Here is a 19,487-nt window from a genome sequence, read left to right as displayed (position 1 = left end):
CTCTCCCCTGACCTGGGTCTCACGCTCGCTGCGGAGACCTGCCATGCTTCTGTGAGCGTTCACAGTAGAGAAACATCCCGGACACTTGTCAATGGTTGTTGCTGTGCGGTTATGTTGGGCTCGCACCGCCGTCGCTGTGTGTGCACGTTCCCAAATGATCGACACCAACGGGAGAGATCCATGCCGGACACGACCCCCAGGGGCCTCACCAGGCTCGCCTTCGGCGGGGACTACAACCCCGAGCAGTGGCCGGAAGCCGTCTGGCAGGAGGACGTCCGGCTGATGCGCGAGGCCGGCGTGACGATGGTCAGCGTCGGGATCTTCTCCTGGGCCCTGCTGGAGCCGGCGCCGGGGGAGTACGACTTCGGCTGGCTCGACCGGATCGTCGACCTGCTGCACGACAACGGCGTCCGCGTCGATCTCGGCACCCCCACCGTGGTGCCGCCCGCCTGGTTCTACCGGGCCCACCCCGAGGCCCTCCCGGTCACCGCCGAGGGCGTGCGCCTGGAGTTCGGCTCCCGCGGCGCGATCTGCCACAGCAACCCCGACTACCGGGCGGCCGCCGCGCACATCACCACCCGGCTCGCCGAGCGCTACGGCGACCACCCGGCGCTCGCGATGTGGCACGTGCACAACGAGTACGGCGTCCCCGTCTCCGCCTGCTACTGCGACTCCTGCGCCGCCCACTTCCGCCGCTGGCTGCGCGACACCTACGGCACCGTCGACGCCGTCAACGACGCCTGGGGCACCGCCTTCTGGGGCCAGCGCTACGGCAGCCTCGACGAGATCAACCCCCCGCGCCTGGCCGCGACCGTCGGCAACCCCGCCCAGGCCCTGGACTACCGCCGCTTCGCCGATGCCACCATGCGCGAGAACTTCCGCGCCGAGCGGGACATCCTGCACCGGCTCTCACCCGGCGTCCCGGTCACCACCAACTTCATGACCGCGCTCAGCCAGTGCGACTCCGTCGACTACTGGGCCTGGGGCCGCGAGGTCGACCTCGTCACCAACGACCACTACCTCATCACCGACGGCCGCCGCACCCACGTCAACCTCGCCATGGCCGCCGACCTCACCCGCTCCGTCGCCGGCGGCGCCCCCTGGCTGCTGCTGGAGCACTCCACCTCCGGCGTCAACTGGCAGCCCCGCAACCCCGCCAAGGCACCCGGGCAGATGGCCCGCAACTCCCTCGGCCACGTCGCGCGCGGCTCCGAGGGCGCGATGTTCTTCCAGTGGCGGCAGTCCCGGCGCGGCGCCGAGAAGTTCCACTCCGCGATGGTCCCGCACGGCGGCACCGACACACGCGTGTGGCGCGAGGTCGTCGAACTCGGCGGCTCCCTCGAGGCGTTGAGCGAGATTTTCGGCACCCGCACACAGGCCGACGTGGCCATGCTGTGGGACTGGCAGTCCTGGTGGGCGCAGACCCTCGACTGGCGCCCCAGCGAGGACCACGACGCCCGCGAACGCGCCGACGCCTTCTACGAGGTGCTCTACGACCGCCACCTCACCGTCGACTTCGCCCACCCAGAAGCCGACCTGTCGCGCTACCCCCTGGTCGTCGTCCCCGCCCTCTACCTGATGACCGAGACGGCCGGGCGCAACCTCGGACAGTACGTCGAGCGCGGCGGCACCCTCGTCGTGTCGTACTTCTCCGGCATCGTCGACGAGCACGACGCCGTCCACGCGGGCCCCCACCCCGGCGCGCTGCGCGACACCCTCGGCCTGACGGTCGAGGAGTTCTCCCCGCTGCTGCGCGACGAGCGGGTGCGGATCACCGGCCCCGACGGCTCCGAGCTGAGCGGTGACGTGTGGACGGAGTTCGTCGTGCCGCGCGGCGCCGAGACCGTGTGGAGCTACGCCGAAGGACTGACCGCCGGCCACCCCGCCATCACCCGCCACCGCCTCGGCGAGGGCACCGCCTGGTACGTCTCCACCCGCCTCGGGCACGAGGGGCTGGACGCACTGCTCGGCTGGGCCACCGACGACGCCCGCATCGCCCCGCGCGCCGACCTGCCGCGCGATGTCGAGGTCGTGCGCCGCACCGGCGACCGGGGCAGCTACCTGTTCGCGATCAACCACACCGCCGCCGAGGCCAAGGTGCCGCTGGAGACCGCCGGCACCGAGCTGCTCACCGGTGAGCGCGCCGCGGGCCGGCTGGCCGTGCCCGCGGGAGCCGTCCGGGTCGTACGACTCGACGGCTGAGCCGGCTCCCCTCCGCCCGTGCGAGCCGTGAGCCGCGGGCGGAGGGGTTTCCTCCACCCCGGGCGCCCCTCGCCGGGTGCATCGCCGGGCGCGGAGGCTCCCACCCCTCACGTCGAAGGGACGACGGACGACGATGTTCCATCCCGGACGCACCATCAGGGCCGTGCTGCCGCCGCTCGTGGCGGCCCTCGCCCTCACCGCCCTGCCCGCCCAGAGCGCGCAGGCGGCCGCCACCCTCACCAACGGCGGCTTCGAGACCGACGGCGCCGGCACGGCGACCCCCAGCGGGTGGTCCGAGTACGGCGACACCGGCGCGAGCTACACCGAGGCCGGCGGGCACAGCGGCGGCTACCGGCTCAGCCACTGGTCCGCCGGCGCCTACAAGGTGGAGACCTACCAGTACCTGTCGGGCCTGGCCGACGGCTCCTACACGCTCACCGCCTGGGTCCGCTCCAGCGGCGGGCAGAAGGCCGCCTACCTCGCGCTGAAGAACTGCGGCGGCGCCGAACAGCGCACCGACCTGCCGGTCTCCGCGAGCGGCTGGATCAGGATCGTCACGCCGGTCAAGGTCACCGGCAACCAGTGCACGATCAGCGTCAACAGTGACGCGAACGCCGGCAACTGGATCAACGTGGACGACCTCAGCTTCACCCCGGGGACGAGCGGACTGTCCGTCAAGGGCGCCGACATCTCCTCCCTGGCCAAGAGCGAGGCGTCCGGCGGCGTCTACAGGACGGCCTCCGGCACCACCGGCGACGCGGTCACCATCCTGAGGAACGCCGGGATGAACTACGCCCGGCTGAAGGTCTGGGTGAACCCCGCCGACGGCTACAACAACAAGACCCGCGTGCTCGCCATGGCCAAGCGGGTCAAGGCCGCCGGCATGAAACTGCTGGTCGACTTCCACTACTCCGACACCTGGGCCGACCCGGGCGCCCAGACGAAGCCGGCCGCCTGGGCGGGCCACTCCTACAGTCAACTCAAGACGGACGTGTACCAGCACACGTACGACGTCCTGAACGCCTTGAAGGCCCAGGGCACCACCGCCGACATGGTCCAGGTGGGCAATGAGATCAATGGCGGCATGCTGTGGAGCGAGGGGTCCACGGACAACTGGACCCAGCTGGCCGGACTGCTCAACAGCGGATACAACGCCGTCAAGGCGGTCAACCCGTCCACCCTCGTCGCCCTGCACCTCGCCAAGGGCGGCGACCTGTCCGGCACCCGCTGGTGGTTCGACAACGCCGTGGCCAACGGCGTGAGGTTCGACGCGATCGGCCTGTCGTACTACGGCTACTGGCACGGCCCGCTCTCCGACTTCCAGACCACCCTGGACGACGCCGCCTCCCGCTACGGCAAGCCCGTCTTCGTCGCCGAGACGGCCTATCCCTTCCGGCTGGACAGCGACGACGCGCTCACCAACCAGATCGACACCACCGGCGAGCTGGTGAGCGGCTACCCGGCGAGCGTGGCCGGGCAGACGGCGTGGATGAACACGGTCGCGAACATCGTGGAGGCCGTCCCGAACGGCCGCGGTCTCGGCGTCTTCTACTGGGAGGCGACCTGGACCGCGGTGACCGGCAACGGCTGGGACCCCGCGGACGCCTCTTCCGGCAACGGCTGGGAGAACCAGGCCCTGTTCGGCTACGACGACAGGGCACTGGCGTCGATGTCCTGGTTCAGCCACCGATGAACCGGCGCTGAGCGTCCGGTGAGGCCCGGCCCGCGAGTGCGGCGGCCGGGCCTCACCCGCACCCCGCGCCGCCCCGCCGAACTCAACGCCCGTTCTCCGCCGGTCCGTTGGCCTACGTATCCCGGCCAACGCGCGCGAAGTGCGGTACGCGACGGGCCCCGCCGGGCACAGTGGGAGGACACGGCCCGAAGGCCGCCGCCCGGTCAGGCACCCGAGGGGGACACGATGCTGAGGGCTCCCGTCAGCGAGAGGCGTCTGGACATCCTGCGGTGGCTGAAGCACCCGCCCGCCCCCACCCCCGCCCCGGACCCCCTCACCGCCCCGCACGGCGTCACCGCCGACGCCGTCGCCGCCGGACTCGGTCTGCCCCCGCGCCTGGTGCGGGCCGACCTCGCCCTGCTGGCCCGCGTCGGCGTGCTGAGGGTCCGCCGGGCCGGCGCGCACACCTACTACCGGCGCGACGAGATCCGTATCGCCGAGGTGGCCCGCATGTTCGAGAAAGGCTGGTGACCCGGCCCCCATGGCGACACCCACCCCGCTCGTTCCGCTCCGTTACGTCCGCCTGCCCGGCCACGGTCCGGAGGACGTGATCGCCGACCCGCAGGGCAGGATCCTCACCGGCGTGGCCGACGGCCGCATCCTGCGCCTCGACACGCTGACCGGCCCCGGCGCACCGCGCGTCGAGACGCTCGCCGAGACCGGCGGACGCCCGCTGGGCCTGGAGCTCCTCCCCGACGGCGACCTGCTGGTCTGCGACGCCGAGCGCGGTCTGCTGCGGGCCGACCTGGGCACCGGCACCGTCCGCGTGCTCGCCGACGAGGTGGCGGGGGAGCGGCTGCGCTTCGCGAGCAACGCCGTCGCCGCACCCGACGGCAGCGTGTACGTCACCGTCTCCAGCCGTCGCCACCCGCTGGACCACTGGCTCGCCGACCTCGTCGAGGACACCCGCACCGGCCGGCTGCTGCGCCTCGCCCCCGGCGGCAGGGCTTTCGAGGTCCTGCTGGAGGGCCTGCGCTTCGCCAACGGGCTCGCCCTGAGCGCCGACGCCGGCTTCCTGGTGCTGGCCGAGACGCGCGCGTGCCGCCTCACCCGCTACTGGCTCACCGGGCCGAAGGCCGGACGCCGCGAGCCCTTCACCGAGGTGTTGCCCGGCATGCCCGACAACCTGTGGCGCTCCGGCCCCGCCGGCCCCGTCTGGGTCGCCCTGGCCGGCCCGCGCGTTCCCGCGCTGGACGTGCTGGAACGGGCCGCCCCCGCCGTACGCCGGGCCGCGGGCCGTGCGGCGCGGCACGTGCCCTTCCGTCCCACCGGCAGCGCCGCGGTCGTGGCCGTCGACGACGACGGAAGGATCGTCCACCACCTCGCCCGCCGCCGCTCCCGCTTCCGCATGGTCACCAGCGTCTGCGCGACGCCCGGGCACCTGGTCCTCGGCAGCCTCTGGGAGCCGGGTGTCGCGGTCTGCGCCCCGCCCGCCGCGCGGTGACCCGGCCGGGCCCGGCGCTAGGCTGGTCCCGGCCGTGATCGCCTTCACGGTGAGCAGGAGACGTACGACATGACAGCCCCGGAAACCCAGAGCCTCCGTGTCCCGGCCGCGCCGCGCCGCCGGTCCACGTGGCGCGGTCAGCTGCCCGTCGTCGCGGTGGTCGCGCTCGGCGGCGGCTGCGGCGCCGCGGCCCGCTACGCCGCCGGCCTGGAGTGGCCGACGCGGGACGCCGGATTCCCGTGGACGACACTGTGGATCAACATCACCGGATGCCTGGTGATGGGCGTGTTCATGGTGCTCATCACCGAGGCCCTGGCCGCGCACAAGCTGGTGCGGCCGTTCTTCGGCACCGGTGTGCTCGGCGGCTTCACCACCTTCTCCACCTACGCCGTCGACACGCAGCAGCTGTTCGACGGCCACCACGCGCGCACCGCGCTGATCCACCTCGGCGTGACCCCGCTCGCGGCGCTCCTCGCGGTGTGGCTCGCCGCCACGGCCACCCGCCGCGTCCTGAGCCGGAGGCAGCGATGACCAGGCTGACCGGGCGAGCCCTGCGGCTGACCGTGTTCATCGGCGAGATGGACACCTGGCACCACAAGCCGCTGTACGCCGAGATCGTGCACCGCGCCCACGCGGCCGGCCTCGCCGGCGCCAGCGTCTTCCGCGGTATCGAGGGCTTCGGCGCCTCCTCCCTCATCCACACCTCGCGCCTGCTGTCGCTGAGCGAGGACCTGCCGGTGGCGATCGTGATCGTCGACACGGAGGAGCGGGTCCGCGCCTTCCTGCCGCAGCTGGACGAGCTGGTCGGCGAGGGGCTGGTGATCCTCGACGACTGCGAGGTCATCCGGTACGTCGGACGCGACGCCGAATCCGGCGAATCGGACAGGAAGGGTAAGAAGTCGTTGTGAACTGGCTGCTCGTCGTGTGCGGGGGCATGGTGGGCGCACCCCTGCGCTATCTCACCGACCGTGCGGTGCAGTCCCGGCACGACTCGGTCTTCCCGTGGGGCACTTTCGTCGTCAACGTCGTGGGCTGTGTGATCCTCGGCCTGCTGACCGGGGCGGCGGTCGCGGGCGCCGGGGACTCCCGGCTGAGGCTGCTGCTGGGCACGGGCCTGTGCGGGGCGCTGACGACGTACTCGACCTTCTCGTACGAGACGCTGCGGCTGACCGAGACCGGTGCCCGCATGTACGCGGTGTGCAACGTGGTGGGAAGTGTGGCCGCGGGTCTGGGCGCGGCCTTCGCGGGGGTCGCGCTCGGCCGGGGCGTGTGGTCGTAGGCGCGAGGCTTAGCGCGCGTGTAGTAAGACTGTCCCGCCCCCCTGTACCCCCTTCCCCCTCCAAGAACGGGAACCCATGAGCGTCATCAGCGTCGGCCAGGCCGTCGTCCTCGGAGCCGTCGAGGGAGTGACCGAGTTCCTCCCCGTCTCCTCCACCGGACATCTCAAGATCACCGAGGGGCTGATGGGAATCCCCGTCGACGACGACGCCGTCGTCGGGTTCTCCGCTGTCATCCAGGTCGGCGCCATCGCCGCCGTGCTGGTGTACTTCTTCAAGGACATCGTGCGGATCGTCTCCGCCTGGGGCCGCGGTCTGGTCAACAAGGAGGAGCGGTACCACCACGACTACAAGTTCGCCTGGTGGGTGATCGCCGCGACCGTCCCCATCGTCGTCGTGGGCCTGGCCGCCAAGCCGCTCATCGAGGGCCCGCTCGCCTCCCTGTGGGTGGTCGCCGGGTCGCTGATCGTCGGCAGCGGTGTGATGTGGGCGGCCGACCAGATGGGCCGCCACAAGCGCGGCGAGGACGACACGTCCTTCAAGGACGCGATGCTGGTCGGCAGCTCCCAGATTCTCGCGCTGCTCTTCCCCGGCTTCTCCCGCTCCGGCGCCACCATGTCCACCGCCCTCATGCTCGACCTGGACCGGGTGGCGGCCACCCGGCTGTCGTTCTTCCTGGGCATCCCCGCCCTGACGGGCGCCGGCCTGTACGAGCTGAAGGACGCCCTGGGCACGGGCGTCGGCGCGGCCCCGCTGGCGGTCGGCACGATCGTGTCCTTCGTGGTGGCCTACGCCTCCATCGCCTGGCTGCTGAAGTTCGTCGCCAAGCACTCCTTCAACGCCTTCGTGATCTACCGGATCGTCGTCGGCGTCCTGCTGCTGGGTCTGCTCACCACGGGCGTCCTCGACAGCTGAGCGCCACGTCTCAGGGGGCGGGATGCCGATTTTCAGGCGTCCCGCCCCCTGAATCTTTTCTTTCGCCGCCCTTGACAGCGCCCTTCCGTCACCCGGAGTATCACTCCCGTGAACCTGTCAGACAGCCGGACAGCCGGACAGCCTCCCCGGCGCATCAGCGCCATGGAGGCCGTACTCGGCCACCTGCGCGCCGCCATCGAGCGCGGCGAGTACGCCATCGGCGACAAGCTCCCCAGCGAAGCGGAGCTGTGCCGCACCCTGGAGGTCTCCCGGCCCGTCCTGCGCGAGGCGCTGCGCGCCCTGCAGACCATGGGCCTGACCGTCTCCCGGACCGGCAAGGGCACCTTCGTCGTCGCCAGCGCCGTCGAGGACCCCACCTTCGGCGACTACGCGGCCAGCGACCTGCTGGAGGTGCGCCGGCACATCGAGATCCCGGTCGCCGGGTACGCGGCCGCGCGCCGCACCCCGGAGAACCTGGACCACCTGGCCCATCTGCTGGACCGCATGGAGCGGGAGACGGACACCACCGCGTGGGTCGCGATGGACACCCTCTTCCACCTCGCCGTGGCGGAGGCCGCCCAGAACCCGGTCTTCCGCCGGGTCATCGAGGAGATCCGCGACGCGCTGGCGCGTCAGTCGGCGTTCCTCAACGAGCTGGGCGGCCGGCGCGAGCAGTCCAACCGCGAGCACCGGGCGATCGTCGAGGCGCTGATCGACGGTTCCGAGCACGACGCGGTGGAAGCGATGGCCCACCACCTCGACCGCGTCGAGACCACCCTCACCGACATCGTGCGCGCCACGCGCACGGCCCAACCCACGGAAGGCGGACCCGAGGCGTGAGCGAACAGCACCTCAAAGACGAGACGCGCCCCTCGACCCGTCACATCGACGCCGGAGACGCCGGCTACAGCAAGTCACTGAAGTCCCGGCACGTCAACATGATCGCCATCGGCGGAGCCATAGGCACCGGCCTGTTCCTCGGCGCGGGCGGCCGCCTGGCCGACGCCGGCCCCTCCCTGTTCATCGCCTACGCGGTCTGCGGGATCTTCGCCTTCCTCGTCGTGCGCGCCCTCGGCGAACTCGTCCTGCACCGCCCGTCCTCCGGCGCGTTCGTCTCCTACGCCCGCGAGTTCCTGGGCGAGAAGGGCGCGTACACCGCGGGCTGGATGTACTTCCTCAACTGGGCGACCACGGGCATCGCCGACATCACGGCGGTGGCCACGTACACCCACTACTGGGGCATGTTCTCCGACATCCCCCAATGGGTGATCGCCTTGACAGCCCTGGCGATCGTGCTGACCGTCAACCTGATCTCCGTCAAGTTCTTCGGTGAGCTGGAGTTCTGGTTCGCGATCATCAAGGTGGCCGCGCTGGTCACGTTCATGTGCATCGCCATCTTCCTCCTGGTGACCCGCCATCCGGTCGACGGGGCGACCCCCGGACCGTCCCTGATCACCGACCACGGCGGCGTCTTCCCCAACGGTCTGCTGCCGATGCTGCTGATCATCCAGGGCGTCGTCTTCGCCTACGCCTCCGTCGAGCTGGTCGGCGTCGCCGCGGGCGAGACCGAGAACCCCGAGAAGATCATGCCGAAGGCGATCAACTCGATCATGTGGCGCGTCGGCCTGTTCTACGTGGGCTCGGTCGTCCTGCTCTCCATGCTCCTGCCCTGGAACAAGTACACCGCCGGCGAGAGCCCCTTCGTCACCGTCCTGTCGAACATCGGCGTCCCCGCGGCCGGCGGCGTGATGAACCTCGTCGTGCTCACCGCCGCGATGTCGTCCCTCAACTCGGGCCTGTACTCCACGGGCCGCATCCTGCGCTCCATGGCGGTCAGCGGCTCCGCCCCGAAGTTCACCGCGCGGATGAGCCGCACCCAGGTCCCCTACGGCGGCATCCTGCTCACCAGCGGCATCTGCGTCCTCGGCGTGGGCCTGAACTTCGTCGTCCCCAAGGACGCCTTCGAGATCGTGCTGAACTTCGCGGCCATCGGCATCCTCGCCACCTGGGGCATGATCATGATCTGTCACCTGCGCTTCTGGCAGAAGACGCAGCGCGGCGACCTGACCCGGCCCGGCTACCGCCTCCCGGGCTCCCCCTGGACCGAACTCGTGACGCTGGCGTTCCTCGCCTCCGTCCTGGTCCTGATGTACGCCGACGGCGGCGCCGGACGCACCACCGTGCTGTGCCTGCCGCTGATCGCCGGCGCCCTCGTCGCGGGCTGGTACGCCGTCCGCGGCCGCACGAACCGGGCCGGCGCGTGACCCTCGCGGCCGGCCACCGCTCCTCACCACCGAACCAGGAAGAGATGTACAGCAGTTCCCTCGCGGACGCACCCCAGATCCGCGAACCCCTCCACGCCCCGGTCGCCCACCTCATCCGCGGTGGAGTGATCGAGGGCATCCACTACGGCTCCGTCGTCGTCCTCGGCGCCGACGGCACCGTCGACTTCCAGCTCGGCGACATCGAGGCCGCCTTCTACCCCCGCTCGGCGGTCAAGCCGCTGCAGGCGGTGGCCATGGTCCGCGCCGGCCTGCCGCTGGAGGGCGACCTGCTCTCCCTCGCGGCGGCCAGCCACTCCGGCGACGAGGTCCACCTGGAGGGCACCCGCCGCATCCTGGACCTGGCCGGCCTCACCGAGGACGACCTGCGCAACGTCCCCGACCTCCCGTACGACCCGGCGCTGCGCGACGCCTGGATCCGCGCGGACCGCGGCCCGAGCCGTCTCGCCCAGAACTGCTCCGGCAAGCACGCGGCGATGCTCTACACCTGCAAGCTCAACGGCTGGTCGCTGGAGGACTACCTCGACCCCGGGCACCCGCTGCAGAAGGCGATCGCCGAGATCGTCGAGGACCTCACGGGGCAGAAGATCGCCCGGGTGTCCGTCGACGGCTGCGGCGCCCCGCTGTTCTCCCTCTCGCTGCACGGCCTCGCCCGCGCCGCCGCCCGCATCACGACGGCGGCGCCCGGGACGCCCGAGGCCCGCGTGGCCGACGCGATGCGCGATCACGCGGAGATGGCCTCCGGCGCGGGGCGTGACGTGGCCGCGCTGATGCGGGCCGTGCCGGGGCTGCTCGCCAAGGACGGCTTCGAGGGCGTCCAGGTCGCGGCGCTGCCTGACGGCCGGGCGATCGCGGTCAAGATCGCCGACGGGGCGAACCGGGCGCGCGTCCCGGTCGCGGCGGCGGCGCTGGCGCGGGCGGGGGTGGACCCGTCGCTCCTCACGGCCTTCGCGGGCGAGGCCCTGCTGGGCGGCGGCGAACCGGTCGGCCAGATCACCCCGGTCCGAGCACTGGACCCCGTCGCCCCGGCGTAACGCGTGCGCTGTGCCCGGCGGCGCGCTGCGCCCGGCGGTGCGGCCAACGCCGTGGGGCACGGTGCCCTGCGGCGCTGTGCCCGGCGCCATCGGTGACCGCCGTGGGGTGCGCTGCCCGGCGGTGCGGGGTGCCGCTGCGCCCACCCGTGCCGCCCCTAGCGGCACGACTGCCCGCAGCTACGGCGGCGGACAGCCGCCGACGGCGAGAAGGGGACGTGGTGGGGGGTGTCCGCCCGCAGCGGACGGCATTGCCTTTCGTCAGCTTCTTGAGAGACGTAGGGCCGTACCGAGGACGGACACCCCCCACCACGGCCCCGACTCACCCACCCACCGGACGCGCTACACCAGCCCCCACCGGACCCGCGCGGGCCGCCGCAGGCATTCAGGGGCGCGGGGAACTGCGCGACCAGCCACGACGGACCCGCACCCGGCGACGAAACCGCACCCCTTCGTACGACCCGTACACGAACGACACCCCGCACTCACCACATCCGGACAACAGGAAGGCCCCCATGACCACCCCCACCCGCCGCGAGCACGACCTTCTCGGTGATCGCGACATCCCCGCCGACGCCTACTGGGGCGTCCACACCCTCCGCGCCACCGAGAACTTCCCCATCACCGGCACCCCCATCTCCGCCTACCCCCACCTCGTCGACGCTCTCGCCGCCGTCAAGGAGGCCGCCGCGAAGGCCAACGAGGAGCTCGGTCTCCTCGCCCCCGCCAAGGCCGCCGCGATCGTCGCCGCCTGCCAGGAGATCCGCGCCGGCCGGCTGCACGACCAGTTCGTCGTGGACGTCATCCAGGGCGGCGCCGGCACCTCCACCAACATGAACGCCAACGAGGTCGTCGCCAACCGCGCCCTGGAGCTGCTCGGCCACGCCAAGGGCGAGTACACCCACCTGCACCCCAACGAGGACGTCAACCTCGGCCAGTCCACCAACGACGTCTACCCGACCGCCGTCAAGATCGCGACGGTCTTCGCCGTGCGCGGCCTGCTCAAGGCGATGTCCGTCCTGCAGGACGCCTTCGCCCGCAAGGCCGTCGAGTTCCGCGACGTCCTCAAGATGGGCCGTACGCAGCTGCAGGACGCGGTCCCGATGACGCTCGGTCAGGAGTTCTCGGCGTACGCGGTGATGATCGAGGAGGACCGCAGCCGTCTCGCCGAGGCCGTCGAGCTGATCCATGAGATCAACCTCGGCGCCACGGCCATCGGCACCGGTCTCAACGCCCCCGCCGGCTACGCCGAGGCCGTCCGCCGCCACCTCGCCGACATCACCGGTCTGCCCCTCGTCACCGCCGCCAACCTGGTCGAGGCCACGCAGGACTGCGGCGCCTTCGTCCAGATGTCCGGCGTACTGAAGCGCATCGCCGTCAAGCTCTCCAAGAGCTGCAACGACCTCCGCCTGCTCTCCTCCGGCCCGCGCGCCGGCCTCGGCGAGATCAACCTCCCCCCGGTGCAGGCCGGTTCGTCGATCATGCCCGGCAAGGTCAACCCGGTGATCCCCGAGGTCGTGAACCAGGTCGCCTTCGAGGTGATCGGCAACGACGTCGCCATCACGATGGCCGCGGAGGCCGGCCAGCTCCAGCTGAACGCGTTCGAGCCGATCATCCTGCACTCGCTCTCGGAGTCGATCACGCACCTCGAGCGCGCCTGCGTCACGCTCGCCGACCGCTGTGTCGCCGGCATCACGGCCAACACCGAGCGCCTGCGCGCGACGGTGGAGAACTCCATCGGCCTGGTCACGGCCCTCAACCCGCACATCGGGTACACGGCGGCGACGGACATCGCCAAGGAGGCGCTGGTCACCGGACGCGGCGTGGCCGAACTGGTCCTGGAGAAGGGCCTGCTGCCGGCGGACCGCCTGGCCGCCCTGCTCCGCCCGGAGGTGGTGGCGGGCAGCGCGGCCCCGGTGGCCTGAGAAGCGACCCCGGAGGCAAGGCAACGCACCGCACCGCAGCGCCCTGCGCCACCCCCCAGACCGGCCCGCCACCGCCCAGACCAGCCCCCCCCCAGACCCGCCACCCCGAGACCCGCCAGCCCCCTGAGCCCCCCAGCCCCCCACCCCACCCGCAGGCAGAATGGTGATCATGTCATCGTCGAAGACCTTCGCCCAGGTCCTGGAGCAGATCGCCGAGGAGATCGAGCGCACGCCCGGCCGCGGCCGTCCCGCCGACTACATCCCGGCGCTCGCGGCCCGCGACCCGCGCCGCTTCGGCATGGCCGTGGCGGAGCCGGACGGCACGGTGTACGGCGTGGGGGACTGGCGTGAGCCGTTCTCCACGCAGTCCATCACCAAGGTCTTCACCCTCGCGCTGGACCTCGCCCGCGAGGGCGACGAACTGTGGGAGCACGTGGGCCGCGAGCCGTCCGGCAACCCGTTCAACTCCCTGGTGCAGCTGGAGTACGAGGACGGCATCCCGCGCAACCCGTTCATCAACGCGGGCGCCCTCGTCGTGACCGACCGCCTCCACACTCGCACCGGCGACGCGGCGGGCGAGCTGCTGGACTTCCTGCGGACCGAGAGCGGCAACCCGGAAATGGCCTTCGACGAGGAGGTCGCGGCCTCGGAGTCGGCGCACGGCGACCGCAACGCGGCCCTCGCGCACTTCATGGCGTCCTACGGGAACATTGACAACCCGGTGCCCGAGCTCCTCGACCAGTACTTCCGCCAGTGCTCGATCAGCGCGTCCTGCGCCGACCTGGCGCTGGCGACGGGGTTCCTGGCCCGGCACGGCATCCGCGCGGACGGCTCGCGTCTGCTCACCCGCAGCCAGGCCAAGCAGGTCAACGCCATCATGCTGACCTGCGGCACGTACGACGCGGCCGGCGACTTCGCCTACCGCGTGGGCCTGCCCGGCAAGAGCGGCGTCGGCGGCGGCATCATCGCCGTCGTACCGGGCCGTTGCACGCTGTGCGTGTGGAGCCCGGGCCTGGACGAACGCGGCAACTCGGTCGCGGGCGTGGCGGCACTGGACCGCTTCACCACGCTGACAGGCCTGTCGGTGTTCTGAGGCGCGCCCGCGCCGACCGGGCGTCCAAGACGCGCCCGCGCCGACCGGGCGCCCAAGACCCGCACGCGCCGACCGGGCGCCCAAGACGCACACACGCCGACCCGGCGTCCGAGACGCGCCCAGGCCGACCAGACGCCTAAGCCGCGCCCACGCCGTCCAGGCGTCCGAGACGCGCCCACGCCGACCAGGTGCTCCCGCGAGGGCGCTCACACGTCGTCCACTCCCAAGCCCCCGCCCCGAGGCCTGACCGTCGTCTTCCGGCCACCCGGCCTCGGCAGGCTGGCCCGGTGCTGGCCATGGCTTTCTCCGTCGATCTGCGTCGCTGCCAGGTGCTCGGCCTGGCCGGTACCTGCGTCCTCGCCCTGGGCGGGGAGTCGGCGGGTGCCCTGCCGATGCCGGACCTGCCGGCCCCGGCCTCGGCACGGGCCGCGCTCGGGCTGGTCGGCGTGTACTTCGGTGTCGTCCTGCTGATCGCCGCCTGGGTGCTGCTCGGGCGTCTGGTGCGCGGCCCGCGCCCGCCGTCGCCGCGGGCACTGCTGCTGGTGCTCGCCGTCTGGGCGGCCCCGCTGCTGCTCGCGCCGCCCCTGTTCAGCCGCGACGTCTACAGCTACCTCGCGCAGGGCGCCATGGTCGACGCCCACCTCGACGTGTACGCCCACGGCCCGGCGCTGCTCGGCGGCCCGCTCGCCGACGAGGTGGCCCCGCTGTGGCGGCACACCGGCGCGCCCTACGGCCCGGTCTTCCTGGCGGCGGCGTCGGCGCTGTCCGGCCTGACCCGGGGTGAACTGCCCGCCGGACTGCTCGGCATGCGGCTGCTCGCGCTGCTCGGTGTCGCCCTGATGGCGGCCGTGCTGCCCCGTCTGGCCCGCGCGAGCGGTGCCGACCCGGCGGCCGCGCTCTGGCTGGGCGCGCTCAACCCGCTCGTCCTGCTGCACCTGGTGGCCGGCGCCCACAACGACGCGCTGATGCTCGGCCTGCTCGGCCTCGGCCTGGTGGCGGCCGTGAACCGCCGCCCCGTCCTCGGCGCCGCCCTGGTCACGCTCGCCGCGCTGGTGAAGGCGCCCGCGCTGCTCGGCCTCGCCGCGGTGGTGGTGCTCCAGGTGCGCGCGGGCCGCCGCCCGCTCCCGTCGGCCCTGTCGACACTGGCCGCGGCCGCCGCCACCACGGCCGCGGCGACCGCCGTCGCGGGTACCGGTTACGGATGGATCGGCGCCCTGGACACCCCGGTCTCCGCGCACAACTGGGCCCCGACGAGCCTGCTGGGCCGGGCCACCGGCGCGCTGCTGGACCGGCTCGGCAGCGACCTCGCCCCACTCGCGGTCCCCGCCTGGCACGCGCTCGGACTCGCCGTCACCGCCGCCGCCGTCGCCGCCATATGGTGGCGGCTGCGGCCCCGGCCGGTGTACGCCCTGGGCCTGAGCCTGGCGGTGGTGGCCGCGTTCGGGCCGGCGATCCGCCCCTGGTACGCCCTGTGGGGCCTCTTCCTCATCGCGGCCGCCGCGCCCAGCGCCCCGGTCCGGCACCGGATGGCGGCCGTCGCGGCGGTGCTCGCGCTCGCCGTCCTGCCCGGCGGGGGACCGGCCGACACCGGTCAGCTGGTCCTGGCGGTCTCCGGCGGGGCGCTGGCCCTGGTCGTCCTGTTCCAGGCCCACCAGGTGGTGCGTGCCCCGGCACTGGAGCGCACCGCATGAGCACGCCGCCCACCGACCCCGCCCGCGCCCCGCTGCCGGCGGCCTCGCCCACCGACCGCACCCGCGACCCGCTCCCGGCCGCCCCGGACAGCGACCGCACCGGCGCCCGGCTCCCGGCCGCCCCGCACGCCGCCCTCGCCCGCCGTCTGCTGCCCCGCGCCCCGGCCACCGACCGCGGCCGGCTGCTGCTCCTCCTCGTGCTGGCCGCCGCCGTGACCGTGTTCACGGCCACGGTGCCGCTGCTGCGCGACTGGTTCGACCTGCGGGTCTACTACGGCACCGTGCACACCTGGGTCCACCACGACGGGCAGGTCTACGACTACCGGGTGCCGGGCACGGCGTACGGCTTCACCTATCCGCCGTTCGCGGCCGTCGCCCTGCTGCCCCTGGCCCTGCTGGGCCGCACCGCCGCCGTCGCCGGGACGCTGCTGCTGGACGCGGTGGCGCTGGCGGTGGTGCTGCGGGTGCTGGCGGGCCGGGCGTGGCGGCGGCCCGGCTGGTACGGCTGGGGACTGATCCTGTGCGGGCTCGCCCTGTTCGAACCGCTGCGCGACACCGTGAGCTTCGGCCAGGTGAACCTGGTCCTGCTGGCCCTCGTTCTCACCGACGCCTGCCTGCTCGCGTCGGGCCGGGGCCGGGCCCGGATCGCCGGGGCCGGCATCGGACTGGCCGCGGCGATCAAGCTCACGCCGGCGCTGTTCATCGTTCTGCTGCTGCTCGCCCGGCGCTGGAGGGCAGCGGCGGTGGCGACGGCGGTCGCCCTCGGCGCGACGGCCCTGGCGGCGGTCGTGGCCCCGGGCCCGTCGCGGTTCTACTGGACCGAGGCGATGTGGGACACGACCCGTGTGGGCCGTCTCGACTATGTCTCCAATCAGTCCCTCCAGGGCGTGCTCGCCCGGCTCGGCGCGCCGGACCACGCGCTGTGGGCCGCCGCGGTCCTCGTCGTGCTGGCGGTGTGGGCGTGGCGGGCGCGCCGGGCGGCCGCCGTGGGCGACTGGCAGGCCGCGTTCGCGCTGACCGGGCTCGCCGCCTGTCTGGTCAGCCCGGTCACCTGGGTGCATCACCTGGTGTGGCTGCTGCCCTCCTTCGCCCTCCTGCTGCGTGCCGGGCACGCGCGCGTGGCGGGCGGCCTGTACGCCGTGCTGTGCACCAGCGTGGTGTGGCTGTGGGCCCACGACGCCTCCGGGGTGGCGGCGTTCGCCGGATCCAACGCCTATACGTGGATCACTCTGGGGCTGCTGCTGCGGCTGCCGGTGCGTCACCCCCGTACCGGGGAGCGCTTCTTGAGCCGCAACGCCAGGGCGACCGCGCCGGCGCCGGCCACGGACGCCGAGGCGATGGTCGCCGTACGCCCCCATGCGGCGTCGGAGTCCTGCGCGGGCGGCGCCACGGCGGCGGCGACGGGGGAGGCGTGCGGCCCGTGCGGCGGCGGGGTGGCGCGCAGCGCGTCCAGCGAGCCGACGGGGTCGACCCGCCCGGCGGCGTCGAACCCCCAGTCGAGCAGCGCACGCGCCTCCTCATAGACGGCGAGTCCGCCGCCCGTCTGCGGGTTCATCACCGTCACGACGAGCGTGCGGGTGCCCCGCCGTGCGGCGGCGACCAGGGTGTTGCCGGCCTCGCTGGTGTAGCCGTTCTTGATGCCGATCAGCCCCGGGTAGGCCGCCACCCCGTCGGCGCCGGTGAGCAGCCGGTTGGTGTTGCGGATGCCGTACGACCACCCGCCGCCGCCCGGGAAGCTCGCCTCGGCGGTGCCGCAGTAGGCGGCGAAGTCGGGGTTGCGCAGCCCTTCCCGCCCGAACACGGCGAGGTCGTACGCGGAGGAGACCTGGCCGGGCGTGTCGTAGCCGTCGGGGGAGAGCACGTGCGTGTCGAGGGCGCCGAGGGTACGCGCCTTGGCCTGCATCTGGGCGGCGGTGGCGGCCCAGCCCCCGTTGAGCGAGGCCAGCACGTGCACGGCGTCGTTCCCGGAGTTGAGGAAGACGCCGCGCCACAGGTCCGCGACGGTGTACGTGTGGTCCTCGGCGACGCCGACCCTGCTGCTGCCCGGGCCGATGCCGGCGAGCTCCTCCTCGCTGACCCGGTGTTCCAGGCCTGCGGGCAGGGCGGGCAGCACCGTCAGCGCGAACAGCGCCTTCAGGGTGCTGGCCGGCGGCAGTTTGCGGTGCGCCTCGTGTGCGGCGAGCACCTCGCCCGTGCCGGCGTCGGCCACGACCCACGACAGCGCGGAGACCTCCGGCAGTCGCGGGGCGCCGCCGCGCAGCCGTACCTGGGTGCCGGATCCGTAGAGCAGGGACGGCTGCGGCTGGAGCGCCCGCTGTCCGCCGGGCGTGGGCTCCGCCCCGCCCGCGGCGACCGCCGCGGTGGGGGAGAGGGCGAGGACGCCCGCCACCGTGAGCGCACAGGTCGACAGCGCGACCCGGGAAGGAAATCCGATGGTCATACGATCAACCTAGGAATGCTCGGGGCATTCCCCCCGCTGTCCGGGCCGAACGGGTCACGCGTGCACTCGGATGCCGCATGCCCACGGGTGCGGCGCCCCCCCGTCGCCGCCCAGGGCGCTCGCCGCTCAGCCCCGCGGCAGGGTCGGCTGGACGCGGCGCAGGAACGCCGCGTTGCCGGGTGTCTCGCGCAGCCGCTGGAGCAGCGTGTCCAGGGCGGCCGGCCCGTTCTGTGCCGCCAGGGCCCGGCGCAGTCCCCGAACGGCCGTCAGCTCGGCCGCCGGCAGCAGGAGTTCCTCGCGCCGGGTGCCCGAGGCGGCCAGATCGACGGCCGGGAAGAGGCGGCGGGAGGCCGGTTCCCGGTCCAGCCGCAGCTCCATGTTGCCGGTGCTCTTGAGCTCCTCGAAGAACAGGTCGTCGGCGCGGGAGCCGGTCTCGACGAGGGCGGTGGCCAGGATCGTGAGCGAGCCGCCCTCCTCGGCCGACCGTGCGGCGCCGAAGAACCGCTTGGGGCCCTGCAGCGCGGCCGCGTCCACACCGCCGCTGAGGGTGCGGCCGCCCGCGGAGGCGGCGTGGTTGTGCGCCCGGCACAGCCGGGTCAGCGAGTCGAGCAGGAGGACGACGTCCTCGCCGTCCTCCACCCGCCGTTTGGCCCGCTCGATCACCAGCTCGGCGAGCGCGATGTGCTGGGCGGGCGACCGGTCGAAGGTCGAGGCGTACACCTCGCCGCGCACCGAACGGCGCATGTCGGTGACTTCCTCGGGCCGCTCGTCGAGCAGCAGCACCATCAGGCGGCACTCGGGGTGGTTGCCGGCGATCGCGGCCGCGATCTGCTGCAGCAGCACGGTCTTGCCGGTCTTGGGCGGGGCGACGATCAGCCCGCGCTGGCCCTTGCCGACGGGCGCGAACAGGTCGAGGATCCGCCCGGCCGCCGCGGACGCGGGGTGTTCGAGGGACAGCCGTTCGCGCGGATGCAGCGGGGTCAGGTCGCCGAACCGGCGCCGGCCACGCGCCTCCTCGGGCGTACGGCCGTTGACGTGCCGGATCCCGGTGAGGCCCGCGCGGTCGCCGCGCACGCCCTCGACGAGGTCGCCCTTGCGCAGCTGGTGACGGCGGATCAGCGCGGCCGGGACCGGCGGGTCGGCGGGGGAGGGCAGCAGCCCGTGGGCGGCGCGCAGGTGCCCTTTCCCACTGCCGTCGATGTCCAGGACACCGGTCAGGAGCTGGTCGGAGGGCGGCTGTTGCGCCACCGGGCGTTCGAGTGTGGTGGTCATGGGAGGTCGGTCCTTTCGTGGACGCCTGCGGGAACGTGCGAGGAAGGGGAGAGGCCGCGAGAAGAGGGGTGCGACGAGAGCGCGCACCGAGGGCGGCGGGAAGGTCACGCCTCGGCGGGAAGAAGCCGCCGACGGGAGGCGTGGAACACAAGAGCGAGAGAACAGAAGACGCGCACCGGCGCC

Annotated in this window: 16 protein-coding genes and 1 pseudogene; 15 read left to right on the top strand and 2 right to left on the bottom strand. The window is 73.1% G+C overall.

Annotated features, from left to right (window positions below; all coding sequences use genetic code 11):
* The first annotated feature begins 180 nt into the window (after window positions 1-180).
* From ACF1AL_RS04240 to ACF1AL_RS04170, 15 genes are all read left to right on the top strand, one after another.
* Complete coding sequence (locus tag ACF1AL_RS04240) at window positions 181-2,202, top strand: beta-galactosidase (protein ID WP_391778896.1); 2,022 nt, start codon at window positions 181-183, stop codon at window positions 2,200-2,202.
* A gap of 133 nt (window positions 2,203-2,335) precedes the next feature.
* Window positions 2,336-3,895 carry an arabinogalactan endo-beta-1,4-galactanase gene (locus ACF1AL_RS04235; protein ID WP_391778895.1) on the top strand — a complete coding sequence of 520 codons (1,560 nt, stop codon included), beginning with the start codon at window positions 2,336-2,338 and terminating at the stop codon, window positions 3,893-3,895.
* A 225-nt stretch (window positions 3,896-4,120) separates the two neighbouring features.
* Window positions 4,121-4,405 carry an ArsR family transcriptional regulator gene (locus ACF1AL_RS04230; RefSeq protein WP_391778894.1) on the top strand — a complete coding sequence of 95 codons (285 nt, stop codon included), beginning with the start codon at window positions 4,121-4,123 and terminating at the stop codon, window positions 4,403-4,405.
* Between the two features lie 10 nt (window positions 4,406-4,415).
* Window positions 4,416-5,378 (top strand): SMP-30/gluconolactonase/LRE family protein, encoded by a 963-nt coding sequence (locus ACF1AL_RS04225; RefSeq protein WP_391697023.1) that lies wholly within the window; start codon window positions 4,416-4,418, stop codon window positions 5,376-5,378.
* A gap of 69 nt (window positions 5,379-5,447) precedes the next feature.
* Window positions 5,448-5,909 carry a fluoride efflux transporter CrcB gene (gene crcB, locus ACF1AL_RS04220; RefSeq protein ID WP_391697026.1) on the top strand — a complete coding sequence of 154 codons (462 nt, stop codon included), beginning with the start codon at window positions 5,448-5,450 and terminating at the stop codon, window positions 5,907-5,909.
* Complete coding sequence (locus ACF1AL_RS04215) at window positions 5,906-6,286, top strand: DUF190 domain-containing protein (protein WP_386419496.1); 381 nt, start codon at window positions 5,906-5,908, stop codon at window positions 6,284-6,286. Before crcB (ACF1AL_RS04220) ends, ACF1AL_RS04215 begins: the two co-directional genes overlap by 4 nt.
* Window positions 6,283-6,657 carry a fluoride efflux transporter CrcB gene (crcB, locus tag ACF1AL_RS04210; RefSeq protein ID WP_366839900.1) on the top strand — a complete coding sequence of 125 codons (375 nt, stop codon included), beginning with the start codon at window positions 6,283-6,285 and terminating at the stop codon, window positions 6,655-6,657. The genes ACF1AL_RS04215 and crcB (ACF1AL_RS04210) overlap by 4 nt, the downstream gene beginning before the upstream one ends.
* A 76-nt stretch (window positions 6,658-6,733) precedes the next feature.
* A complete protein-coding gene (locus ACF1AL_RS04205) occupies window positions 6,734-7,570 on the top strand; it encodes an undecaprenyl-diphosphate phosphatase (RefSeq protein ID WP_366839899.1) in 837 nt (278 codons plus the stop codon).
* Between the two features lie 162 nt (window positions 7,571-7,732).
* Window positions 7,733-8,410, top strand: a complete 678-nt coding sequence (locus tag ACF1AL_RS04200) for a FadR/GntR family transcriptional regulator (RefSeq protein WP_366839988.1) — start codon at window positions 7,733-7,735, stop codon at window positions 8,408-8,410.
* Window positions 8,407-9,834 carry an amino acid permease gene (locus ACF1AL_RS04195; RefSeq protein ID WP_366839898.1) on the top strand — a complete coding sequence of 476 codons (1,428 nt, stop codon included), beginning with the start codon at window positions 8,407-8,409 and terminating at the stop codon, window positions 9,832-9,834. Before ACF1AL_RS04200 ends, ACF1AL_RS04195 begins: the two co-directional genes overlap by 4 nt.
* 44 nt (window positions 9,835-9,878) lie before the next feature.
* Window positions 9,879-10,886, top strand: a complete 1,008-nt coding sequence (locus tag ACF1AL_RS04190) for an asparaginase (protein ID WP_366839897.1) — start codon at window positions 9,879-9,881, stop codon at window positions 10,884-10,886.
* Window positions 10,887-11,398: 512 nt separating this feature from the next.
* The gene (aspA, locus tag ACF1AL_RS04185; RefSeq protein WP_391705965.1) at window positions 11,399-12,808 is read left to right on the top strand and encodes an aspartate ammonia-lyase; all 1,410 of its coding nucleotides are present in this window, start codon (window positions 11,399-11,401) and stop codon (window positions 12,806-12,808) included.
* A gap of 160 nt (window positions 12,809-12,968) precedes the next feature.
* Complete coding sequence (locus tag ACF1AL_RS04180; RefSeq protein ID WP_366839688.1) at window positions 12,969-13,901, top strand: glutaminase; 933 nt, start codon at window positions 12,969-12,971, stop codon at window positions 13,899-13,901.
* Between the two features lie 188 nt (window positions 13,902-14,089).
* Window positions 14,090-15,592, top strand: coding sequence for a polyprenol phosphomannose-dependent alpha 1,6 mannosyltransferase MptB (gene mptB, locus ACF1AL_RS04175; protein ID WP_391779969.1), 1,503 nt, complete (start codon window positions 14,090-14,092; stop codon window positions 15,590-15,592).
* Complete coding sequence (locus ACF1AL_RS04170) at window positions 15,589-17,115, top strand: glycosyltransferase 87 family protein (protein ID WP_391779970.1); 1,527 nt, start codon at window positions 15,589-15,591, stop codon at window positions 17,113-17,115. The genes mptB and ACF1AL_RS04170 overlap by 4 nt, the downstream gene beginning before the upstream one ends.
* Window positions 17,116-17,195: 80 nt before the next feature.
* Here the strand turns inward: ACF1AL_RS04170 and ACF1AL_RS04165 are convergent.
* Both ACF1AL_RS04165 and rho read right to left on the bottom strand, forming a co-directional pair.
* Window positions 17,196-18,032, bottom strand: a pseudogene (locus tag ACF1AL_RS04165) (D-alanyl-D-alanine carboxypeptidase family protein); the annotation flags it as partial.
* 126 nt (window positions 18,033-18,158) lie between these two features.
* Window positions 18,159-19,304, bottom strand: coding sequence for a transcription termination factor Rho (gene rho / locus ACF1AL_RS04160; protein ID WP_391779971.1), 1,146 nt, complete (start codon window positions 19,302-19,304; stop codon window positions 18,159-18,161).
* Window positions 19,305-19,487 lie beyond the last annotated feature (183 nt).

Source organism: Streptomyces sp. NPDC014801 (assembly GCF_043082085.1).
In the GTDB taxonomy this organism is placed as follows: Bacteria; Actinomycetota; Actinomycetes; order Streptomycetales; family Streptomycetaceae; genus Streptomyces.
The sequence above is the reverse complement of the archived record's forward strand: the minus strand, read 5'-3'. Positions and strand labels throughout refer to the sequence as shown.